Annotated in this window: 18 protein-coding genes and 1 riboswitch; of the genes, 8 read left to right on the forward strand and 10 right to left on the reverse strand. The window is 60.1% G+C overall.

Features of this window, described 5'->3' with window-relative positions:
• Window positions 1-48: 48 nt before the first annotated feature.
• The 5 genes from ivbL to sgrR form a co-directional block, all read right to left on the reverse strand.
• Window positions 49-162, reverse strand: a complete 114-nt coding sequence (ivbL, locus tag SSARUM_RS03315; protein ID WP_413788531.1) for an ilvB operon leader peptide IvbL — start codon at window positions 160-162, stop codon at window positions 49-51.
• 88 nt (window positions 163-250) lie between these two features.
• A complete protein-coding gene (gene thiQ, locus SSARUM_RS03320; RefSeq protein WP_060388214.1) occupies window positions 251-955 on the reverse strand; it encodes a thiamine ABC transporter ATP-binding protein ThiQ in 705 nt (234 codons plus the stop codon).
• Window positions 942-2,549: a thiamine/thiamine pyrophosphate ABC transporter permease ThiP gene (gene thiP, locus SSARUM_RS03325; protein ID WP_060426329.1), complete on the reverse strand. Its 1,608-nt coding sequence runs from the start codon at window positions 2,547-2,549 to the stop codon at window positions 942-944. Before thiP ends, thiQ begins: the two co-directional genes overlap by 14 nt.
• Window positions 2,525-3,511: a thiamine ABC transporter substrate binding subunit gene (gene thiB, locus SSARUM_RS03330; protein WP_060430882.1), complete on the reverse strand. Its 987-nt coding sequence runs from the start codon at window positions 3,509-3,511 to the stop codon at window positions 2,525-2,527. The genes thiP and thiB overlap by 25 nt, the downstream gene beginning before the upstream one ends.
• A gap of 57 nt (window positions 3,512-3,568) precedes the next feature.
• Window positions 3,569-3,687, reverse strand: a riboswitch (TPP riboswitch).
• Between the two features lie 37 nt (window positions 3,688-3,724).
• Entirely contained in the window at window positions 3,725-5,386 is a 1,662-nt protein-coding gene (sgrR, locus tag SSARUM_RS03335; protein WP_047569343.1) for an HTH-type transcriptional regulator SgrR, read from the reverse strand.
• An 88-nt stretch (window positions 5,387-5,474) separates the two neighbouring features.
• On the opposite strand from sgrR, the gene sgrT reads away from it, so the two are divergent.
• From sgrT to SSARUM_RS03350, 3 genes are all read left to right on the forward strand, one after another.
• A complete protein-coding gene (gene sgrT / locus SSARUM_RS03340; protein WP_170310358.1) occupies window positions 5,475-5,651 on the forward strand; it encodes a glucose uptake inhibitor SgrT in 177 nt (58 codons plus the stop codon).
• A gap of 154 nt (window positions 5,652-5,805) precedes the next feature.
• Window positions 5,806-7,002: a sugar efflux transporter gene (locus tag SSARUM_RS03345; protein WP_033652907.1), complete on the forward strand. Its 1,197-nt coding sequence runs from the start codon at window positions 5,806-5,808 to the stop codon at window positions 7,000-7,002.
• A gap of 144 nt (window positions 7,003-7,146) precedes the next feature.
• Window positions 7,147-8,619: a DASS family sodium-coupled anion symporter gene (locus SSARUM_RS03350; protein WP_060426320.1), complete on the forward strand. Its 1,473-nt coding sequence runs from the start codon at window positions 7,147-7,149 to the stop codon at window positions 8,617-8,619.
• A 38-nt stretch (window positions 8,620-8,657) separates the two neighbouring features.
• On the opposite strand, the gene leuD is transcribed toward SSARUM_RS03350, so the two are convergent.
• Genes leuD through leuA form a run of 4 tightly spaced genes read right to left on the reverse strand, consistent with a single transcriptional unit; the run spans window position 8,658 to window position 13,340 of the window.
• On the reverse strand, window positions 8,658-9,260 hold the full coding sequence (leuD, locus tag SSARUM_RS03355) for a 3-isopropylmalate dehydratase small subunit (RefSeq protein ID WP_025159634.1): 603 nt from the start codon (window positions 9,258-9,260) through the stop codon (window positions 8,658-8,660).
• 9 nt (window positions 9,261-9,269) lie between these two features.
• Window positions 9,270-10,670: a 3-isopropylmalate dehydratase large subunit gene (leuC, locus tag SSARUM_RS03360; RefSeq protein WP_041033249.1), complete on the reverse strand. Its 1,401-nt coding sequence runs from the start codon at window positions 10,668-10,670 to the stop codon at window positions 9,270-9,272.
• Window position 10,671: 1 nt separating this feature from the next.
• The gene (gene leuB, locus SSARUM_RS03365; RefSeq protein ID WP_033649192.1) at window positions 10,672-11,763 is read right to left on the reverse strand and encodes a 3-isopropylmalate dehydrogenase; all 1,092 of its coding nucleotides are present in this window, start codon (window positions 11,761-11,763) and stop codon (window positions 10,672-10,674) included.
• Window positions 11,764-11,765: 2 nt separating this feature from the next.
• The gene (leuA, locus tag SSARUM_RS03370; RefSeq protein WP_004932820.1) at window positions 11,766-13,340 is read right to left on the reverse strand and encodes a 2-isopropylmalate synthase; all 1,575 of its coding nucleotides are present in this window, start codon (window positions 13,338-13,340) and stop codon (window positions 11,766-11,768) included.
• An 872-nt stretch (window positions 13,341-14,212) separates the two neighbouring features.
• Here leuA and leuO point away from each other — a divergent pair.
• The 5 genes from leuO to cra all read left to right on the forward strand — a co-directional run bounded on the left by leuO (window position 14,213) and on the right by cra (window position 21,187).
• Complete coding sequence (leuO, locus tag SSARUM_RS03375) at window positions 14,213-15,160, forward strand: transcriptional regulator LeuO (RefSeq protein WP_033649194.1); 948 nt, start codon at window positions 14,213-14,215, stop codon at window positions 15,158-15,160.
• A 466-nt stretch (window positions 15,161-15,626) separates the two neighbouring features.
• Entirely contained in the window at window positions 15,627-17,435 is a 1,809-nt protein-coding gene (locus SSARUM_RS03380; protein WP_033637096.1) for an AMP-dependent synthetase/ligase, read from the forward strand.
• Between the two features lie 316 nt (window positions 17,436-17,751).
• Window positions 17,752-19,470 carry an acetolactate synthase 3 large subunit gene (gene ilvI / locus SSARUM_RS03385; protein WP_043148148.1) on the forward strand — a complete coding sequence of 573 codons (1,719 nt, stop codon included), beginning with the start codon at window positions 17,752-17,754 and terminating at the stop codon, window positions 19,468-19,470.
• A gap of 2 nt (window positions 19,471-19,472) precedes the next feature.
• Complete coding sequence (gene ilvN, locus SSARUM_RS03390; RefSeq protein WP_004932806.1) at window positions 19,473-19,964, forward strand: acetolactate synthase small subunit; 492 nt, start codon at window positions 19,473-19,475, stop codon at window positions 19,962-19,964.
• A gap of 218 nt (window positions 19,965-20,182) precedes the next feature.
• A complete protein-coding gene (cra, locus tag SSARUM_RS03395; protein WP_004932801.1) occupies window positions 20,183-21,187 on the forward strand; it encodes a catabolite repressor/activator in 1,005 nt (334 codons plus the stop codon).
• Window positions 21,188-21,224: 37 nt separating this feature from the next.
• Here cra and SSARUM_RS03400 read toward each other — a convergent pair whose 3' ends face one another.
• Window positions 21,225-21,665 (reverse strand): L-alanine exporter AlaE, encoded by a 441-nt coding sequence (locus SSARUM_RS03400; RefSeq protein ID WP_043148147.1) that lies wholly within the window; start codon window positions 21,663-21,665, stop codon window positions 21,225-21,227.
• Window positions 21,666-21,948 lie beyond the last annotated feature (283 nt).

Here is a 21,948-nt window from a genome sequence, read left to right on the forward strand (position 1 = left end):
CCCGGTTTGCGCCGGCGGGGTTTGGGAATCGATGCGTTGATTCGGACCCTACGGCGCATTGCCGATGACCACCACCACACGCACGACGACCACCGCGGCTGGTAGCGCGGTAACTAGTAGGGTCGAAGTCAGCGAGGATGCGATCACAGGGAACCTTATCATCAGTAAAAAAAGTCAGGTTTTTATAAAAGCACAGGCGCAAAATTCGCACAACAGGTTTATTGGCGCAGCATAAAAAACGCGCGTCAGATCACGCTTTACCCGAAATGCCCAGCACGCGCGCTTCGGGCGCGCTGCCGTCCAGCAGGGCCTGCGTCGGGCCGTCGTAGTAGATGCGTCCGTCGACCACCAGCAGCGTGCGCGGCGCGATGCGGGCGGCGTCGTCGAGGTTGTGCGACACCATCAGCAGCGTCAGGTTGCGCTGTTCGCACACCGTCTGCAGCAGCTGCAGCATCTCGTTGCGCAGCGCCGGATCGAGCGCCGAGAAGGGCTCGTCGAGCAGCAGGATCGGCCGTTGGCGAATCAAACAGCGCGCCAGCGCGGCGCGCTGACGCTGGCCGCCGGAAAGCTGCGACGGCAGGCGCTCCAGGTGCTCCTCCAGGCCGACCTGACGGGCGATATGCGCCCGCCGTTGGCGCTGCTGTTCAGTCAAGCGCAGACCGGGATCCAACCCCAGCCCGATGTTCTGCGCCACCGTCAGGTGCGCGAACAGGTTGTTCTCCTGAAACAGCATCGACACCGGCCGTTTGGCCGGCGGCGTGGCGGTGTGGTCTTCGTCGTTCAGCAGCAGCCGGCCGCTGGCCGCCGGCAGAAAACCGGCGATCAAACTCAGCAGGGTGCTTTTACCGGCGCCGCTGGGGCCGAGCACCGCGACGCGCTCGCCCGGCTGGATGCGCAGATCAAAGCGCATCGGCAGGTGTTCATACAGATAGGTCAGTTTTTCAAGCGTCAGCATGGCGCCCCGGTAAGCGTTCGATCAGGGTAAACAGCAGGAAACACAACAGCAGCAACAGCAGCGCGGTCACCGCCCCGTCGTTGCTGCGGTAGGCGCCTATCTGCTGATACAGGTAAAAAGGCAGGGTACGGAAATGCTCGTTGCCAAACAAGGCGACCACGCCGAAATCGCCGATCGACAGCACGCAGGCGAAGGCCAGCGCCTGCGCCAGCGGGCGACGCAGCGCGCGCAGTTCGATCAGCCGCAGCCGCTGCCAGCCGTGGATATCCAGCGACAGGCACAGCGGGTTGTAACGTTCGGCGAGGTCGCGCATCGGATTCTCCAACACCTTCAGCGCATAAGGCACCGCCATCAGCGCATTGGTGAGGATCACCAGCGCATAGGGCGACTGCGGCAGCCCGATCGTATCGCTCAGCAGCAGGAAGAAGCCGGTGGCCAGCACGATGCCCGGCATCGCCAGGATCACCATGCCGCTCAGCTCCAGCGCCTGGCCGCCGCGCAGATGCTGCCGCAGCTTCAGTTCGCGGCTGCTCCACAGCAGCATCACCGTGAGCGCCACGCACAGCACCCCGGCGCCGAGGGCGATGCGCAGCGACGTGAACAGCGCCTGCCACAGCACCGGCTGGCGCAGCACGCTGACGACGGCCTGATTGGCGCCGTCGGCGATCACCGCCAGCAGAGGCGGCAGCAGCAGCAGCAGCGCGGCGGCGATCAGCAGAAAATCGCCGACGCGCCGCCACAGGCTGTCTTCCGGGTTGCGCCAGCGCTGGGCGTGGGTATGGCCCACCGGCAGCGCCTGACTCAGCCGCTGGCTGATCAACACCAGCCCCAGACAACAGCTTAACTGGATCAGCGCCAGCATGGCGGCGCGACCCAGATCGTAGTCGTAACTCAGCGCCTGGTAGATCGCCAGTTCGATGGTGGTGGCCTGCGGCCCGCCGCCCAGCGACAGCACGGTGGCGAAGCTGGCGAAGCACAGCATGAAGATCAACGCGCCGCTCGGCAGGATCTGGCGGCGCAGCGCCGGCCATTCGACGAAACGGAACTGCTGCCAGCCGTTCATGCCCAACTGGGCGGCCAGCTGGCGCTGTTCCACCGGGATATTCTCCAGCGCCTGCAGCAACAGGCGGGTGGCCAGCGGCAGGTTAAAGAACAGGTGCGCCAGCAGAATGCCCTGCAGGCCGTAGGGCGAGAAGCCATACTCGATGCCCAGCCAGCCGCACAGCGTCGCCAGCCAGCCTTGGCGCCCATAGACGCTGAGCAGGCCGAACACCGCCACCAGCACCGGCAGCACCAGCGTCATAGCGCACAGCCGCAGCAGCAGCTGCCGGCCGGGGAAACGGCGGCGATAGAGCGCGCGCGCCAGCAGAACGGCGGGCAGCACCGAAATCAGCGCCGACAGCAGCGCCTGCCAGAAGGTGAAGCGCACCACGTGCCACAGGTAGCTGTCCTGCCACAGGCCGCGCCAGTCGCTGTCCGGCGCGTGACGCCACAGCGAGCCCATCGCCAGCGCGGCGACCAGCAGGATCACGCCGGCGGCCAGCAGCCCCGGCCAGAGCCAGCGGGGGATCAGCGGCTGACGGCGGTTTGCCATGCCCGGATCCAACCGCCGCGTTGTTTGGCCACCTCTTCGGCACTGTATTGCAATGCAGTATGCGGCACGTTCATCTGCTCAAAGCCGACGGGCAGTGGGGTGTTGATCACCGGATACATCCAGTTGCCGGTCGGGATGGTATTCTGGAAGGCCGGCGTCACCATGAACTGCATGAAGCGCTCCGCCAGCTCAGGCTGTTTGGCGGCCTTCAGCTTGCCCGCCACTTCCACCTGCAGGTAGTGGCCTTCGCTGAACGTGGCGGCGGCGTAGCTGTCTTTCTTCTCTTCGATAAGATGATAGGCCGGAGAGGTGGTGTAGCTGAGCACCAGATCGCCTTCGCCCTTCAGGAACAGGCCGTAGGCTTCGCTCCAGCCTTTGGTGACGGTGACGGTCTTTTTCGCCAGCTGCTGCCAGGCGGCAGGCGCTTTGTCGTCATAGACTTTTTGCATCCACAGCAGCAGGCCGAGGCCCGGCGTGCTGGTGCGCGGATCTTCGTAGATCACTTTCCAGTTGCGATCGCTGCTGACCAGCTCCTGCAGGCTTTTCGGCGGGTTCTTCAGTTTTTCTTTGTTGTAGACGAAGGCGAAGTAGCCGTAGTCGTAAGGCACGAAGGTCGCGTCCTGCCAGCCGCCCGGCACCGTCAGTTTGGCGGTGTCGACGCCGCTCGGCGCGAACAGGCCGGTTTGCTGCGCCGCCTGCAACAGGTTGTTGTCCAGCCCCAGCACCACGTCGGCGGCGCTGTTCTTGCCTTCCATGCGCAGGCGGTTCAGCAGCGAGACGCCGTCTTCCAGCGCGACGAACTTCAATTCACAGTCGCACTCGGCTTCGAAGGCTTTTTTCACCGCCGGGCCTGGGCCCCAGTCGGCGGCGAAGGAATCGTAGGTGTAAACCGTCAGCGTCGGCTTGGCGAACACCGGCGCGGCGCACAGCAGCAATAAGCAGGGCAGATATTTTTTGACCACGTTGCACTCCTGAAAAATAAGGGGGCAAGGGCATCTGAGGGGGCGAGGCGGCGTCGCCGGTTCGCTGGGCTCAAATCCCTCCGCCGGTATTGACCGGATCAGGTTCGACGGGTGTGCTCTCAGCGGAAAATCGGGCTTATCACGCGGCCCGACTTACCGCACCCCGTTGAGACGGCGCTATTGTAAAGATTAACCGACCCGGGCGAAAGGCGCTTATGCCTCCGGCGGGGCAAACCAGGCGGACTTGAAGTCGAACCAGCCGAGGGTGTTCATCCGCACGCCGCGCATGCTGCGCTGGCCGTGCAGCTGCAGCCAGTGGTGGAACAGCGGATGCAGCTGGTGGTTGCTGACCAGACGCTGGCAGAACTCGGCCAGCGGCAAGCGGTTGGCGCGCCACAGCGCCGCGTCCTGCGCCAGATCTTCGTTCATGCAGTGCTGCACCAGCGGCAGTTCGTACAGCGTGGCGAACAGCGAAAACTCCAGCGGCAGGTAGAAGTTGGCGCTGCCGAGCCACAGATCGCTGCGCGCGTCGCCCTGGTGCCAGGTGGCGTAATCCACGCTTTGCACAATCAGGCGGATGCCGTGCTGCGCCAGCAGCGGTTCGATCGCCTGGCGAATGGCGTGAAACTCCGAATGCTCATTGAAGTGGGTCATCGTCAGTTCGGTCAGGCCCGCGGGCTTGGGCTGCTGCGCCAGTGTGCGGTTGTGGTGCCAGCGCGGCAGCAGTCCGTACGCCGGCGACCAATAGCGCTGGTAGAGCGGCCCGGCATGGCTCAGCAGCGAAATGGGGTTGATCAATTCGCACAGCCAACTGCGAATGGCGGGATCGGCGGCCAGCGGGGAGCGCTGATCGAACAGCAGGAAATAGCAGCCCTCTTCCAGCCGGCTTTCCAGCTCGCTGTTGCCGGTTTCATCGCCCTGCAGCTGCACGCCGGAGTGCACCAGCTCTTCGGAAAACTCCGGCAGCACCCAGATGTTCACCTCGTCGATCAGCGCCCGGTAGCCGAAATAGTCGTCGAAGGCGTGGATCTTCATCTGGCTGGGATGGTTGCGCACCATGCGGTAGGGGCCGGTGCCGACCGGATGGCGGGCGAAATCAGGCAGTTCGCGCCATTCGCGCGGCAGGATCATGGCCTGCACGCTGCCCAGCAGCCAGGGCAGCCAGTGGTCGGGGCTGCGCAGCTGCACGTCGATCACGAACGGCGTCGGCGAGGTGACGCTCTCGATATGCGAGAACAGCGGTTGCGAGGTCAGACGTGAGAGGGAAGTGATGACGTCCGCCATCTCCAGCTCGCGGCCGTGATGAAAATGGATCGCCGGACGCAGGTAAAACCGCCAGTGCAGCGGCGTCAGCGCCTGCCAATGGTGAGACAGATCGGACTCGAGTTCCCCGTTTTCCTCATTTATGCGCGTCAGGCCGTTGAAGATCTGGCGCGCCAAATGGGTTTCCGAACGCCGCAGCGCCGAGCCGGGCAGCAGGTTGTACAGCTGCCGGTAGTAGAGCACCCGCAGGATATGTTTTCCCTGGCGGAAGCTGCGCCCCAACTGCGACAGCAGCATCTGGCGCACCACGTTTTTGTCGCCCACCAGCTGCACCAACTGATCGATGCGGTCCTGTTCCAACAGCTCCTCGGCCCGCTGTTGCTGCAGCGCCAGGCCGGTGTAGTGGAAGGTTAGCCGCGAACGTTTGCCGCGCCCCGACTCCGCCTGCCAGGTGAGCCAGCCCTCTCGCTGCATGGCGCTCAGCAGGGAGCGCACGTGGCGCCGCGAGCAGCTCAGCACCTCCGCCAGATCCTGCAGCGTGGTGTCGGTGGTTTCACCGTGGCAGCGCTGCCACAGACGGATGAACTGCTGCTGCAATCGGGACGTGGACATAAAAGAGGAACGCTCCTGCCTCAACTCGTCAATTTTTCTTTCCCTATATTACGCCGATAATTTTCATCAATGAAAGGGGGAGGGCGTAATGATGAAAGCTTTCTTATCCAGACAGTTCTACCAGCGCTATTTCAGCGCGGTGCGCCGCCAGCGCGCAGACTGGCTGAGCGTGGTGCCCGAGCAGGCGCGGCTGGCGATGCTGGCGCACCTGACGCAATGGGATATCAAAGAGATGACCGATAAGCAGTATCGCGAGCACCTGTAGGGGCTCCGGCAACCAATTTCTGAGTAATGGTGCTGTTTCACCAGCCAGTGGGGCGACCCACTGGTTTTTTTATGCGTGGTCATGGCAATGCGCTTGCATTTTTCTCGCCGTGGCCTAAGGTTCTTTTTTCTGCTTTGAGGTCAGGGAAGACGATATGCAACGCCTGAGCCGGTTGTCACAGCGCATCAATCCCATCTTTGCCGCATTCCTGCTGATTGCTTTTCTTTCTGGCATCGCCGGCGCGTTGCTGACGCCGACGCTCAGCCTGTTTCTGACCACCGAGGTCAAGGTGCGGCCGCTGTGGGTCGGGCTGTTTTACACCGCCAACGCGGTGGCCGGCATCGTCGTCAGTTTTCTGCTGGCCAAACGCTCCGATACTCGCGGCGATCGGCGCAGGCTGATCCTGCTGTGCTGCCTGATGGCGGTCGGCAACTGTCTGCTGTTTGCCTTTAACCGCGACTACCTGACGCTGATCACCGCCGGGGTGCTGATGTCCGCCGTTGCCAACACCGCCATGCCGCAGATTTTCGCGCTGGCGCGGGAATACGCCGACAGCGAGGCGCGTGAAGTGGTGATGTTCAGCTCGGTGATGCGCGCCCAGCTATCGCTGGCGTGGGTGATCGGCCCGCCGCTGTCGTTTGCGCTGGCGCTCAGCTACGGGTTCACCGTGATGTTCCTGATCGCCGCCGCTACCTTCGCGGTCTGCGTGCTGCTGGTAGGATTCATGCTGCCTTCGGTGCCGCGCGCGGCGGATGGCGAAGGGTTGCGGGAAGGCGCTTCCGCGCCGATTGCGCCCGCCAGCGCCTGGCGCAATCGCGATGTGCGGCTGCTGTTCATCGCCTCGATGCTGATGTGGACCTGCAATACCTTGTACATCATCGATATGCCGCTGTATATCACCGCCGATCTCGGCCTGCCGGAAGGGCTGGCCGGGGTGCTGATGGGCACCGCCGCCGGGTTGGAGATCCCGGCGATGCTGTTGGCCGGTTATTACGTCCAACGCTTCGGCAAACGCAACATGATGCTGCTGGCGGTGGCGGCGGGCGTGCTGTTTTATCTTGGGTTGACGGTGCTGGAGAGCAAGCCGGCCCTGATCGCGCTGCAGTTGCTCAACGCGGTGTTTATCGGCATCGTCGCCGGTATAGGCATGCTCTATTTTCAGGATTTGATGCCGGGCCGGCCGGGCGCCGCCACCACGCTGTTCACCAACAGCATCTCTACCGGGGTGATCCTGGCCGGGGTGCTGCAGGGCGCGCTGGTGGAGAATTTCGGTCATGGCTCGGTGTATTGGATGGCGGCGCTGTTGGCGCTGGCGGCGCTCGGGATGAGCGCCAAAGTGCGTGAAGTGTGAGGTCAAACGACGGCATTCTTGATGCAAGTCATTGAGAAGGCTGAACCGGACGCCCAAGCTGAAGACATATGGCGCGCGATCGTTGCGCCCACGCCCATCTCGCTATTGAGATGCCGCCTTGTCGTTTAGAACAGTGGGAACGTTATGGATAAACTCACACCGCTCAAACCGCTTCCTTCCCTGTGCGCCCTTGCCGCCACGCTGATTATCTGGTTCCTCATTCCCGTGCCGGAGGGCGTCGCGCCTAATGCCTGGCAACTGCTGGCGCTGTTTATCGGCACCATCATCGCCATCATCGGCAAGGCGATGCCGATCGGCGCAGTCTCGGTGATCGCCATCGCCCTGGTGGCGGTGACCGGCGTCACCAATCCCGGCAAGCCGGGCGCCGCGCTGGACGACGCGCTCAGCGGCTTTTCCAACCAGCTGATCTGGCTGATCGGTTTTTCGATCATGATCTCCCTCAGCCTGAATAAAACCGGGCTGGGCGCGCGCATAGGCTATTACTTTATTTCGCTGTTCGGCAAAAAAACGCTGGGCATCGCCTATGCGCTGACGCTGGCGGAAACCACGCTGGCGCCGGTGACGCCGAGCAACACCGCGCGCGGCGGCGGCATCATTCACCCGATCATGAAGTCGATCGCCGACAGCTTCGGCTCCAAACCCGAGCTCAATACCTCCGGCAAAATCGGCCGCTACCTGTCGCTGGTGAACTACAACATCAACCCGGTCACCTCGGCGATGTTTATCACCGCTACCGCGCCTAACCCGCTGATTGTCAGCCTGATCGCCAAAGGCACACACGGCAGCTTCGAGCTGTCCTGGTCGATGTGGGCAATCGCCGCTCTGGTGCCGGGACTGTGCTCGCTGATCGTGATGCCGCTGGTCATCTATCTGCTGTATCCGCCGGAGGTGAAAAGTACCCCGGACGCGCCGCGCTTCGCGCGCGAAAAACTGCAGGCGCTGGGGCCGGTAACGCTGCCGGAGAAAATCACCCTCGGGGTGTTCGCGCTGTTGCTGGTGCTGTGGGCCGGCATTCCGGCGATGATCTTCGGCCCGGCGCTGGCGGTCAATCCCACCACCGCGGCGCTGATCGGCCTGGCGGTGCTGCTGGCCACCGGGGTGCTGAGCTGGGAGGATGTGCTCAAGCATAAAGGTGCCTGGGACACCGTGGTGTGGTTCTCGGCGCTGGTGATGATGGCCAGCTTCCTTGGCAAGCTGGGGCTGATCGGCTGGCTGTCGCAAACCGTGGGCAACGGCATCGACCATATGGGCATGAGCTGGGTGGGCGGCACGATCTTGCTGACCCTCATCTATTTGTATTCGCACTATTTCTTCGCCAGCACCACCGCGCACGTGACGGCGATGTTCGCCGCCTTCTTCGCCGCCGGCATCGCGCTCGGCGCGCCACCGGCGCTGCTGGGCCTGATCCTGGCGTTCTCTTCCTCGCTGATGATGTCGCTGACGCATTACGGCACCGGCACCGCGCCGATCGTCTTCGGCTCCGGCTACGTGACGCTGGGGGAATGGTGGAAAGCGGGATGGGTGATGAGCGTGGTTAACTTGCTGATCTGGATAGTGATCGGCGGAGCATGGTGGAAGCTGCTGGGCTACTGGTGAGGAAAAAAAATCACCCGCCGGGCGGCGGGTGAAGGGGATTAATTCAAAAACGCCGGCTGCTGCGCTTCGTAGCGGGAGATGTCCGCTTCGTGCTGCAGCGTCAGGCCGATGCTGTCCAGCCCGTTGATCATGCAGTGGCGGCGGAAGCTGTCGATTTCGAACGGATAGCTTTTGCCGCCGGCGTTGACCGTCTGGTTCTCCAGATCCACCACGAACTCCGTTCCCTCGTTGGCGTCCACCAGCTTGAACAGCTCATCCACCTGCTGTTCGCTCAGCGTCACCGGCAACAGCTGGTTGTTGAACGAGTTGCCGTAAAAGATATCGGCGAAGCTCGGCGCGATCACCACTTTGAATCCGTAATCGGTCAGCGCCCAGGGCGCGTGTTCGCGCGAGGAGCCGCAGCCGAAGTTCTCGCGCGCCAACAGGATGCTGGCGCCTTTATAGCGCGGTTTGTTCAGCACGAATTCCGGGTTCGGCTGCTGGCCGGCGTCGTCGAGGAAGCGCCAGTCGTTGAACAGGTGCTGGCCGAAGCCGGTGCGGGTGACCTTCTGTAAAAACTGCTTGGGAATAATGGCGTCGGTGTCGACGTTGGCCGCATCCAAAGGCACCACTAAGCCGGTATGTTGAGTAAATTTAGCCACGTTAGCCCCTTAGTGAATATCACGGATGTCGGCGAAGTGACCGGCAACGGCGGCCGCGGCGGCCATCGCCGGGCTGACCAGGTGGGTGCGCCCACCGCGGCCCTGACGCCCTTCGAAGTTACGGTTGCTGGTGGACGCGCAGCGTTCGCCCGGATTCAGGCGATCGTTGTTCATCGCCAGACACATCGAGCAGCCCGGCAAACGCCATTCGAAACCGGCTTCGATAAAGATTTTGTCCAACCCTTCGGCTTCCGCCTGGGCCTTCACCGGGCCGGAGCCCGGCACCACGATGGCCTGCACGCCGCTGGCGACCTTGCGCCCCTTGGCGATCGCCGCCGCCGCGCGCAGATCTTCGATACGCGAGTTGGTGCAGGAGCCGATGAACACTTTGTCGATCGGCACGTCGGTCAATTTGATGCCCGGTTTCAAGTCCATGTAGGCCAAGGCTTTTTCCGCGGAGGCGCGCTCGACCGGATCGCTGAACGATTCCGGCGCCGGGATCGCCTGATTGACGGCGATCACCTGGCCGGGGTTGGTGCCCCAGGTGACCTGCGGCGCGATTTCTTCGGCGCGCAGCGTCACCACGGTATCGAATTGGGCTTCGGCATCGGACTTCAGCGTGCGCCAATAGGCGACCGCCTGCTCCCAGTTTTCTCCGGTTGGCGCGAACTGACGCCCCTTCAGGTAGGCGAAGGTGGTGTCGTCCGGCGCGACCAACCCGGCTTTGGCGCCCATTTCGATCGCCATGTTGCACAGGGTCATGCGGCCTTCCATGCTCAACGCTTCGATCGCCTTGCCGCAGAACTCCACCACGTGGCCGGTGCCGCCGGCGCTGCCGGTTTTGCCGATCACCGCCAGCACGATGTCTTTGGCGGTAATACCCTCGGCGGCGTCGCCGGTGACTTCAATCTTCATGGTCTTGGCGCGGCCCTGCTTCAGGGTCTGGGTCGCCAGCACGTGTTCCACTTCGGAGGTGCCGATGCCGAACGCCAGCGAGCCGAAAGCGCCGTGGGTGGCGGTGTGCGAGTCGCCGCAAACGATGGTCATGCCCGGCAGCGTCATGCCTTGCTCAGGCCCGATCACGTGCACGATGCCCTGGAACGGGTGGTTCAGGTCATACAGCGAAACGCCGAATTCCGCGCAGTTCTTGATCAGCTCCTGCATCTGGATGCGCGCCATCTCGCCGCTGGCGTTGATGTCTTTGGTCTGGGTCGACACGTTGTGATCCATGGTGGCGAAGGTTTTGCCGGGCTGGCGCACCTTGCGGCCCATGGCGCGCAGGCCGTCGAACGCCTGCGGCGAAGTGACTTCGTGCACCAGGTGACGGTCGATATACAGCAACGGCGTTTCGTTCGGCGCTTCGTGCACTACGTGGGCGTCGTACAGCTTCTGGTATAAGGTCTTGGCCATGTTATGCCCCCTGAGCTACAAAGCGAGCGATGATGTCGCCCATTTCATCGGTGCTGACGGCTTTGCCGTCACCGGCCAGATCGGCGGTGCGGTAGCCCTGTTCCAACGCCTGGTTGATGGCGCGCTCCACGGCGTCGGCCGCTTCATCGGCGCCCAGGCTGTAACGCAGCAGCAGGGTGGCGGACAGGATCTGCGCAATCGGGTTGGCAATGCCTTTGCCGGCAATATCCGGCGCGGAACCGCCCGCCGGTTCGTACAGGCCGAAGCCTTGCTCGTTCAGGCTGGCGGACGGCAACATGCCCATCGAGCCGGTGATCATCGCGCACTCGTCGGACAGAATGTCGCCGAACAGGTTGGAGCACAGCAGCACGTCGAACTGGGACGGATCCTTGATCAGCTGCATGGTAGCGTTGTCGATATACATGTGCGACAGCGACACGTCCGGGTAATCCTTGGCGACCTGATTGACCACTTCACGCCACAGGATGGAGCTTTGCAGCACGTTGGCCTTGTCGATCGACGTCACCTTGTGGCGGCGCTTGCGGGCGGATTCGAAGGCGATGCGCGCGATGCGTTCAATCTCGAAACGGTGATACACCTCGGTATCGAAAGCGCGCTCCTGCATGCCCTGGCCTTCGCGGCCCTTCGGCTGGCCGAAGTAGATGCCGCCGGTCAGTTCGCGCACGCACAGAATGTCGAAGCCGCGGGCGGCGATGTCGGCGCGCAGCGGGCAGAATGCCTCCAGCCCTTGATACAGGCGTGCCGGGCGCAGGTTGCTGAACAGTTTGAAGTGCTTGCGCAGCGGCAACAGCGCGCCGCGTTCCGGCTGCTCGGCCGGCGGCAGGTGTTCCCATTTCGGGCCGCCTACCGATCCGAACAGGATGGCGTCGGCCTGCTCGCAGCCGGCGACGGTCGCCGGCGGCAGCGGGCTGCCGTGGCGATCGATGGCGATGCCGCCGACGTCGTATTCGGCAGTGGTGATGCGAATGTCAAAGCGTTGACGCACCGCGTCCAACACTTTGCGCGCCTGAGCCATTACTTCCGGGCCGATGCCGTCTCCGGGCAAGACGGCAATGTGATAAGTCTTCGTCATGTTCACACCGTTTCCTGATTATTTTGATGTTTGTTTTGTTGCAGGCGCTGCTTTTCTTTTTCTACCTGCTGTGAGCGCCAAATATTGTTCAACACGTGCACCATCGCCTTGGCGGAAGATTCGACGATGTCGGTCGCCAGACCTACGCCGTGGAAGCGGCGGCCGTTGTAAGAGACCACGATATCCACCTGGCCCAGCGCGTCGCGGCCATGGCCCTTGGCGGTCAGCTGGTATTTCACCAGCTCGATCGGGTAGTCGGTGATGCGGTTGATTGCCTGATAAACCGCATCGACCGGGCCATTGCCGGTGGCGGCCTCGGCTTTCTCTTCGCCGCCGCAGATCAGTTTCACCGAGGCGGTAGCCATGATGCTGCTGCCGGACTGCACGCTGAAGTAGCCCAAGCTGAAGTGCTCCGGCTCTTCCTGCTGTTTATTGATGAAGGCCAGCGCCTCCAGGTCATAGTCGAACACCTGGCCCTTTTTGTCGGCCAGCTTCAGGAAGGCGGCGTACAGGGTATCCAGGTTGTAGTCCTGCTCCTGGTAGCCCATCTCTTCCATGCGGTGTTTCACCGCCGCGCGGCCGGAGCGGGAGGTCAGGTTCAACTGCACATCCTTCAGGCCGATCGACTGCGGGGTCATGATTTCGTAGTTTTCGCGGTTCTTCAGCACGCCGTCCTGGTGAATGCCGGAGGAGTGGGCGAAGGCGTTGGAGCCGACGATCGCCTTGTTGGCCGGGATCGGCATGTTGCACAGCTGGCTGACGATCTGGCTGGTGCGGAAGATTTCCTGATGATTGATGTTGGTGTGCACGTTCATGATGTCCTGGCGCACCTTAATCGCCATGATCACCTCTTCCAGCGAACAGTTGCCGGCGCGCTCACCGATGCCGTTCAGGGTGCCTTCCACCTGACGGGCGCCGGCCTGAACCGCGGCGATGGAGTTGCCGACCGCCATGCCCAAATCGTCGTGGCAGTGCACGGAAATGATGGCTTTGTCGATGTTTGGCACGCGGTCATACAAGGTGGTGATGATGCCGCCGAACTGGTTCGGCGTGGTGTAACCGACGGTGTCCGGAATATTGATGGTGGTGGCGCCGGCGTTGATGGCGGCTTCGACCACGCGGCACAGATTGTCGATCGGCGTGCGGCCGGCGTCTTCACAGGAGAACTCTACGTCGTCAGTGTAGTTGCGGGCGCGTTTGACCGAGCGCACCGCCATCTCCAACACTTCGTCGAACGAGCGTTTCAGCTTCGATTCAATGTGCAGGGTCGAGGTGGCCAGGAATACGTGGATGCGGAACGCTTCGGCGACGCGCAGCGCTTCGGCGGCCACATCGATGTCTTTGTCCACACAGCGGGCCAGGCCGCAGACGCGGCTGTTCTTGATCTGGCGCGCGATGGTTTGCACCGACTCGAAGTCGCCCGGCGAAGAGACCGGGAAGCCGACCTCCATCACGTCGACGCCCATTCTTTCCAGCGCCAGCGCAATCTGAATCTTCTCTTTTACGCTCAGGCTGGCCTGCAACGCCTGTTCGCCATCACGCAGCGTGGTATCGAAAATAATGACTTGTTGGCTCATCGGTGCATTCCTTATCGTGTTGATTTCACGCTAAGCGGGCAAAAAAAAACCCGCGCAGTAGCGCGGGTTTCTTATGGGTGATCGGCTGAGTCAGCTCCGAACTTCGTCCACAGGCATACCGCGCAAACAAGATGCGTTGAGTAGTAGGCCTAGTAGACGATGAGTACGGATCATAAGGGTTCAGCTTCTCTTAAATTGGGTGTCTGCCTAATTTGATACGTGATTGGCCTGGCGATGTCAACACCTGATTGAATGCGGGGACAATGCACCAGCCCATTGGCCAAACAGAGGATCATTCGGCAAAAAAGCGACGCCTTAGAGAAAAAATGGGGCCAGTTTGCGCGCTGCTTAGCATAAACGAATCGAATATATACTGCGCTAATTGCTTCTGGATTTCGTTGCGTTAAGATTTGCGATGAAAAAATAAGAGGGATTAATCACGGGGGGCAACAAAATAACATTTTTTATACAAATGATTTAAATTGAATTCATATGATTAATTGATTATTTTAGTCATAATATAACAAAATAATGTAATTTTACACAAAGTGAGCGGTGTTTTTAGATGGTTTGATTGCTTATGATGTGTTTTTATAGTTTGTCTCATACAGTGCAGCTATGTTGTTTAGTTGTATTAATCATTGTTGATACCTAATTATTAGTACTACCCAGGTGGCATTCTTCCCGCTGACGGGAGAAACTACTGACATGTATTCCATATACGACTTATATCGTGTCGATAACACGAGGTTTTTTATCGGTTGATGACGGTAATGGCAGGATTTGTCGTGCAAAGATATGACAATGCGGCGTTTCATTGTTTGTCGAGCATAAGGATTAGATTATCTACACAGGATTTAGTGGAGTGAAATATGGCTGAATATGATTCCGAAATCACTATGGTCAAAGAGCCGGCGGACATTCATTTGCGCAGCGTCGATCTTAATTTGCTGACGGTGTTTGACGCCGTGATGCAAATGCAAAATATTACGCGAGCCGCTAATTCGCTAGGGATGTCGCAGCCGGCGGTGAGCAACGCGGTAGCGCGCCTGAAGGTGATGTTCAACGACGAACTGTTCGTGCGCTGCGGGCGCGGGATCCAGCCCACCATGCGGGCCAGGCAGCTGTTTGGCCCGGTGCGGCAAGCGTTGCAGCTGGTGCAGAATGAATTGCCGGGCGCCGAGTTCGAGCCGCTGACCAGCACGCGAGCGTTTTCCTTGTCGCTGTGCAGTCCGCTCGACTTGCGCCTGGGCGCCGGGATAATCAATCACGTCAAACAGATCGCGCCGCAGCTTAATCTGCAAATAAAGTCATACATCAACAATAATATCGAACATCAATTGCGTTATCAGGACGTCGAGTTTGTCATCGGCTACAGCCGTTTCGAATCGGCAGAGTTTCGCAGTTTGGCGATGTTCGACGACGAATTAGTGCTGGCGGCCGCGCAGGCGCACCCGAGAATGGGCGAGGAGGCGACGCCGGAGCAAATGCTGGCCGAACAGCACGCGGCGGTATCCCTGGAAAGTTTTGGATCGTTCAGTAAGCCTTTTTATTTAGAGGAACCGATGCTGCGCGCCGTGACGCAGCAGTGCACGGATCTCTACAGCGTGTTGAATATGGTGTCGCAAACGGAGATGGTGGCGATTGCACCCGCCTGGCTGGTGAGACAACAGACGGAGGCGTTGAAAATAAAGGCGGTTCCTTTGTGCGCCAATCACAATAAAGCAACCTGCTATCTTTCTTGGCATGAATCCTCCGAGCGGGATAAAGGGCACCAGTGGATGAAATCCGTCCTGATTGAGGCGGGTAACCCAAAGTAAATCGATAAAAAATGGGAGCCATATAAAGATAATATTCAACTGAGCGTTTTTTTCTCATGATAAAAACTAAGAACTATCTGTGTTTTTATTAAGATGTTTCTTGGTTTTACGGCGATAAAATAACTTATTTTCATAGTGGGTTTGTTCGTTCAGCAAAAATAATTAATATAAATTAATATTCTGATTTTTACTTTCCGGCTAGTATTTTAAACTAACTCGATGCGGCGGCCCGGATGGGCCGCGTTTTATTGCCGCCGGCAAACCTTTTCCTTCCCGTTCTGTCCAACTGATGAAAGTGCGAAAGCCGGCCTGAGTTTTGGCTCACACTTCTACGCTGAAATCGCTTTTCCCCCTGCCTGAGAGTAGGTAGACTGCGCGGAAAAAAGTAAACACGTGTAAGCTGAGATGAGGGCCGCAAGGCGTCGTTCAGGCTTAACTGTATGATTCATTTCAGGCTTAGAGCACTATGATCACTAATCTGCTGCAATACCATCTGATCCATCGTATACAGCATCAAATCACCCACCGAGCCGATCGCACAGCTTTTCGCCAATGGTCGCCCAACGGCGAGTTGCAACTGACCTGGGGAGCGGCCGCCGCCCGCATCGATCGCATCGCCGCCGGGCTGCTGGGGCTGGGCGTCGAAGTGCAAGAACGCATCGGTATTTTCGCCAATAACACGATGGCCTGGTCGTTGACCGATCTCGCGATCCTGCACCTGCGTGGCGTCAGCGTGCCGCTCTATTCCACCAATACGCCGGCGCAGGCGGCGTTTGTCACCAACGACGCCGACATCCGCATACTGTTCGTCGGTGAGCAGGCGCAGCTTGACGCCGCCATCGCGCTGCGCGGCGTCTGCCCACAGCTGCGGCACATTATCGTCTTCGACGAGGGGGCCGATCTGCGCGGCTGCGAGATCGCACAGCATCTGAGCGCCTTCGAGCGCGCTGCCGATCCGGCGGCTTTTGCCGCTCAACGTCGGCAGCGTATTGAAGAGTGCGACCTGCAGGATCTCTTCACCCTGATTTATACCTCGGGTACTACCGGCGAGCCGAAAGGGGTGATGCTGGACTACCGCAACCTGGCGGCGCAGCTCTACCTGCATGATGAAAGGCTGACGGTCGGCGAAGAGGATGTGTCGCTCAGCTTCCTGCCGCTGTCGCACGTGTTCGAGCGGGCCTGGAGCTTCTTTGTGATGCATTCCGGCGCGCAGAACGTCTTCCTGCCGAATACCGACTGGGTGCGGGAAGCGATGGGGCAGGTCCGCCCGACGCTGATGTGTGCGGTGCCGCGTTTCTACGAGAAGATTTTCAGTGCGGTGCATGAAAAAGTGGCGCGCGCCCCTTGGCTGCGCCGTGCGTTGTTCCACTGGGCGATCGTCTGCGGCGAGCGCAAGTTCCTGCAGGAGCGCGCCGGCAAACCGTTGGGCAAAGTGTTCGACTTCACCCACCGCTGGGCCGATAAGCTGGTGTTGAGCAAGCTGCGCGGTATCCTCGGCGGCCGGGTGCGCTTTTTGCCGGCGGCGGGCGCCAAGCTGGACGACAATGTGATCCTGTTTTTCCAGGCGATGGGCGTCAACATCAAGTACGGTTACGGCATGACCGAAACCTGTGCGACCGTCTCCTGCTGGGAAGAGGGGCATTTCCGCTTCGGATCTATCGGCAAACCGCTGCCGGAGGTCGAGGTGCGCATTGGCGAGGAAAATGAAATCCAGGTGCGCGGGCCGATCGTGATGCGCGGCTATTTCAACAAACCGTTGGAAACCGCCGCGACCTTTACCGAGGACGGCTGGCTGAAAACCGGCGACGCCGGGGCGATCGATGAAGAGGGCAACCTGTTCATCACCGAACGCCTGAAGGATTTGATGAAAACCTCCGGCGGCAAATATATCGCGCCGCAGATGCTGGAAGGCACGCTGGCGCAGGATCGCTTTATCGAGCAGGTGGCGATCATCGCCGATGCGCGTAAATTCGTTTCCGCGCTGATCGTGCCGTGCTTTGAGTCGCTGGAAGAGTACGCGAAGTCAGTGAACCTGAAATACCAGGATCGCCTGGAACTGCTGCGCAACGGCGAAATCCTCGAGATGTTCGAAAAGCGCGTGCGCGAGATGCAAAAGGAGCTGGCGCGCTTCGAACAGGTGAAGAAGTTCACGCTGCTGCCGGCGGCCTTTTCGATGGAGCTGGGGGAGTTGACGCCAACGCTGAAGCTGCGCCGCAAAGTGATCCTGCAGCGCTATCAGCGTGAAATCGACTCGATGTACCAGGAACAGGCCTGACGCCGCCGCCGGGCCATGTGCCCGGCGAAAAAAGCGGCATATCCTTCACCTGATTTAGTTCTGTAATTTTCCCTCTGTTCGAAACAATGCCTAGCCTGATAACCCTGCGGCTAGCGCATTGTTTTTATAAAGCCGTGATCTCCAGCCGCTTGGCAATAACCCCGCTACCGTTAAGCCATTTTGCCGTTTGCCTGCCCCATATTCTGACGTTATGTTAATTCGATAGCGACAACCCATAAAAACTTTGGGGCATTGCCCCGCAGCAGGCGCTACGTTCCGGCGCCAGAGAAGAATAAGCAAGCCTGGAGGCAAACCCATGGAGATGTTGTCAGGAGCCGAGATGGTCGTCCGATCGTTGATCGATCAGGGCGTTAAGCATGTATTCGGCTACCCCGGCGGGGCGGTGCTCGATATCTACGACGCCCTGCATACGGTTGGAGGGATCGATCATATTCTGGTGCGCCACGAGCAGGGGGCGGTGCACATGGCCGATGGCTACGCGCGCGCCACCGGTGAAGTGGGCGTGGTGCTGGTGACCTCCGGCCCCGGCGCCACCAACGCCATTACCGGTATCGCCACCGCCTATATGGACTCGATCCCGATGGTGGTGCTGTCGGGGCAGGTGCCCAGCTCGCTGATCGGCTACGACGCCTTCCAGGAGTGCGATATGGTGGGGATTTCTCGCCCGGTGGTGAAGCACAGCTTCCTGGTAAAACGCACCGAAGACATCCCGGCGGTGTTGAAGAAGGCGTTCTACCTGGCTTCCAGCGGCCGCCCCGGCCCGGTGGTGATCGATCTGCCGAAAGATATCGTCGGCCCGGCGGTGCGGATGCCTTATGCCTACCCGCAGGACGTGAGCATGCGTTCTTATAACCCGACGGTGCAGGGCCACCGCGGGCAGATCAAACGCGCGTTACAAACCATTCTGGCGGCCAAAAAGCCGGTGATGTACGTCGGCGGCGGCGCGATCAACGCCGGTTGCGAGGCCGAACTGTTGGCGTTGGCGGAGCAGCTGAACCTGCCGGTGACCAGCAGCCTGATGGGATTGGGCGCTTTCCCAGGCACCCATCGCCAGAGCGTCGGCATGCTCGGCATGCACGGCACCTATGAAGCCAACAAAACCATGCACCATGCCGACGTGATCTTCGCCGTCGGCGTGCGTTTCGACGATCGCACCACCAATAACCTCGCTAAATACTGCCCGGACGCCACCGTGCTGCACATCGATATCGATCCGACTTCGATCTCCAAAACGGTGGACGCCGATATTCCGATCGTCGGCGATGCCAGGCAGGTGTTGGTTCAGATGCTGGAGCTGCTGGCGCAGGACGAGAAAGCGCAGGATCACGACGCGCTGCGCGATTGGTGGCAGTCAATCGAGCAGTGGCGTGCCCGCGACTGCCTGGGTTACGACAAGCACAGCGGCACCATCAAGCCGCAGGCGGTGATCGAAACCCTGCATCGCCTGACCAAAGGCGACGCCTATGTCACCTCGGACGTGGGCCAGCACCAGATGTTCGCCGCGCTCTATTATCCATTCGACAAACCGCGCCGCTGGATCAACTCCGGCGGCCTCGGCACCATGGGCTTCGGTTTGCCGGCGGCATTGGGCGTCAAGCTGGCGCTGCCGGAGGAAACCGTGGTGTGCGTGACCGGCGACGGCAGCATTCAGATGAACATTCAGGAGCTGTCCACCGCGCTGCAATATAACCTGCCGGTGGTGGTGGTGAACCTCAACAACCGCTATCTGGGCATGGTGAAGCAGTGGCAGGACATGATTTATTCCGGCCGTCACTCGCAGTCCTACATGGATTCTCTGCCGGACTTCGTCAAGTTGGCCGAGGCTTACGGCCATGTCGGTATCGCCATCCGCACGCCGGATGAGCTGGAAAGCAAGCTGGCGCAGGCGCTGGCGGAAAAAGAGCGGCTGGTGTTCGTCGACGTGACCGTCGATGAAACCGAACATGTTTACCCGATGCAGATCCGCGGTGGAAGCATGGACGAAATGTGGCTTAGCAAAACGGAGAGGACCTGATCATGCGCCGTATTTTATCTGTCTTGCTGGAAAACGAATCCGGCGCTTTGTCGCGCGTGGTCGGGCTGTTTTCCCAGCGCGGTTATAACATCGAGAGCCTGACGGTGGCACCGACCGACGATCCGACGCTGTCGCGCATGACTATCCAGACCGTCGGCGACGAGAAAGTGCTGGAGCAGATTGAGAAACAGCTGCACAAGCTGGTGGACGTGCTGCGCGTCAGCGAGCTGGTGCAGGGCGCTCACGTCGAGCGCGAGATCATGCTGGTGAAGCTGCAGGCCAGCGGCTACGGCCGTGAAGAGGTGAAGCGCTGCGCCGACATTTTCCGCGGCCAGATCGTGGATGTGACGGCGACGCTGTACACGGTACAGCTGGCCGGCACCAGCGACAAGCTCGACGCCTTCCTGAGCGCAGTGCGTGAAGTGGCGGAGATCGTGGAAGTGGCCCGTTCCGGCGTGGTTGGCGTGTCGCGCGGCGACAAAATCATGCGCTGAGCGCGGTCTGGCGGCGAATAATCGGGGGCGCGGCGTGGCTGCGCCCTTTGTTTTTCGGTATTTTTTGCCCGATTGCTGGCACCTTTCGGCAAAAGCGGTTGCTAGGCAGTGTTTTCTGCTGTTAGATCGCAGAGGCTGGATTGAATAACCGCACGGGATGTCATGGTTAATCCGAGCACAGACTTCACTTCTATTTTCAGCGTCATTAAGGGGTTAATGTGAAACTGGATGAAATCGCGCGTCTCGCGGGCGTTTCGCGCACGACGGCCAGTTACGTCATCAACGGCAAGGCGAAGCAGTATCGTGTCAGCGATAAAACCGTCGAGAAAGTGATGGCCGTGGTCAGGGAGCATAACTATCACCCGAATGCCGTCGCGGCGGGGCTGCGCGCCGGGCGTACCCGTTCTATCGGTCTGGTGATCCCGGATCTGGAAAATACCAGCTATACCCGCATCGCCAACTACCTGGAACGCCAGGCGCGCCAGCGTGGTTACCAATTGCTGATCGCCTGTTCCGAAGATCAGCCGGACAACGAAATGCGCTGTATCGAGCACCTGCTGCAGCGCCAGGTGGACGCCATCATCGTCTCCACCGCCTTGCCGCCGGAGCATCCTTTCTATCAACGCTGGGCCAACGATCCGCTGCCGATCATCGCGCTGGACCGCGCGCTGGATCGCGAGCATTTCATCAGCGTCGTCGGGGCCGATCAGGAAGACGCCTTTGCGCTGGCGCAGGAGCTGCGCACCTTCCCGGCTGAATCGGTGCTGTATCTGGGCGCCTTGCCGGAGCTTTCGGTGAGCTTCCTGCGTGAGCAGGGCTTCCGTCAGGCCTGGCAAGAGGATCCCCGCCACGTCGATTATCTGTACGCCAACAGCTATGAACGCGAAGCCGCCGGCGCGCTGTTTGCCGAATGGCTGAAAACGCACCCGATGCCGCAAGCGCTGTTCACCACCTCGTTCTCGCTGTTGCAGGGCGTGATGGACGTGACGCTGAAGCAACGTGGCCGTTTGCCGACCGATCTGGCGATTGCCACCTTCGGCGACCATGAACTGTTGGATTTCCTCGAGTGTCCGGTGCTCGCGGTGGCGCAGCGCCATCGTGACGTAGCCGAACGCGTGCTGGAGCTGGTGTTGGCCAGCCTGGACGAACCGCGTAAACCCAAACCGGGTTTGACGCGTATCCGCCGCAATCTATTCCGCCGCGGCAGCCTGAGCCGCAAATAGTCCGCTCTACAGGAGCCCGCTATGCCGGGCTCCTGGTTTAGACGTAGCCCGCCACTCGGAACAGCCGCCGGCAATATTCCAGGAAATAGCCATACACCACGCCCATCGCCATGGAGACCAGCGCATTGCTGGTGACCGCCGCCAGCATTTGTTGGCCGTCGGCGCCTACGCTCCACAGAATGGCGGCATAAACCGGCGATTGGAAGCTGACGTAGGCCAGCAGGTCGGCGAGGTTGCGCAGCACGAACTGGCCGCGTGGACAGCGGCGCGCCGTGCGGATAAACAGATCGCGATAGCGACCGTAAGGCCAGGCGATCAGGATGTTGACCGGGATCGACAGCAGGCGCGAAGAGAGGGATTGCTGGAAGCTCATGCCGGAGATCAACACTTCTATCGCCATGCCGGCGATAAAGCAGTACACCACCAGTGCGAACGTATCGGCAGCGGCGCTACGCCAGTGAGCGGCGGGCGAAAGCATGTGTTATCTCCCTTTGGTTAAGGTTCTGTTAAATCATTAATTATTGGTTGTTAAAACTGCTTTTTTGCTTTTTGTATAGTGTACTAATCTGCATTGTGTTTTTTAACTAGATTTATATTTTTATTTTTAACATTTGCTCGGTTTTTGTCCCGCAGAATCGGGAGAGAGGAGAGGGTAGAGAGATTAAAATCGGCGATTTAAAATAAATTCATTAAAAACATATGGTTGCGATTTTTTGTATCGAGTGGGGATTTTTTCCGGCAAAAATTGTGGAAATAAAGGT

Source organism: Serratia sarumanii (assembly GCF_029962605.1).
Classification (GTDB): domain Bacteria; phylum Pseudomonadota; class Gammaproteobacteria; order Enterobacterales; family Enterobacteriaceae; genus Serratia; species Serratia sarumanii.

Bases quoted from the DNA above. Each gene is read 5' to 3' on its own strand.
- SSARUM_RS03350 (WP_060426320.1), top strand. From the start codon at position 7,147: ATGGATAAACTCACACCGCTCAAACCGCTTCCTTCCCTGTGCGCCCTT.
- sgrT (WP_170310358.1), top strand. From the start codon at position 5,475: ATGATGAAAGCTTTCTTATCCAGACAGTTCTACCAGCGCTATTTCAGC.
- leuO (WP_033649194.1), top strand. From the start codon at position 14,213: ATGGCTGAATATGATTCCGAAATCACTATGGTCAAAGAGCCGGCGGAC.
- sgrR (WP_047569343.1), bottom strand. From the start codon at position 5,386: ATGTCCACGTCCCGATTGCAGCAGCAGTTCATCCGTCTGTGGCAGCGC.
- ilvN (WP_004932806.1), top strand. From the start codon at position 19,473: ATGCGCCGTATTTTATCTGTCTTGCTGGAAAACGAATCCGGCGCTTTG.
- thiQ (WP_060388214.1), bottom strand. From the start codon at position 955: ATGCTGACGCTTGAAAAACTGACCTATCTGTATGAACACCTGCCGATG.
- SSARUM_RS03400 (WP_043148147.1), bottom strand. From the start codon at position 21,665: ATGCTTTCGCCCGCCGCTCACTGGCGTAGCGCCGCTGCCGATACGTTC.
- leuC (WP_041033249.1), bottom strand. From the start codon at position 10,670: ATGGCCAAGACCTTATACCAGAAGCTGTACGACGCCCACGTAGTGCAC.
- ilvI (WP_043148148.1), top strand. From the start codon at position 17,752: ATGGAGATGTTGTCAGGAGCCGAGATGGTCGTCCGATCGTTGATCGAT.
- SSARUM_RS03345 (WP_033652907.1), top strand. From the start codon at position 5,806: ATGCAACGCCTGAGCCGGTTGTCACAGCGCATCAATCCCATCTTTGCC.
- SSARUM_RS03380 (WP_033637096.1), top strand. From the start codon at position 15,627: ATGATCACTAATCTGCTGCAATACCATCTGATCCATCGTATACAGCAT.
- thiP (WP_060426329.1), bottom strand. From the start codon at position 2,549: ATGGCAAACCGCCGTCAGCCGCTGATCCCCCGCTGGCTCTGGCCGGGG.
- leuB (WP_033649192.1), bottom strand. From the start codon at position 11,763: ATGACGAAGACTTATCACATTGCCGTCTTGCCCGGAGACGGCATCGGC.
- leuA (WP_004932820.1), bottom strand. From the start codon at position 13,340: ATGAGCCAACAAGTCATTATTTTCGATACCACGCTGCGTGATGGCGAA.
- ivbL (WP_413788531.1), bottom strand. From the start codon at position 162: ATGATAAGGTTCCCTGTGATCGCATCCTCGCTGACTTCGACCCTACTA.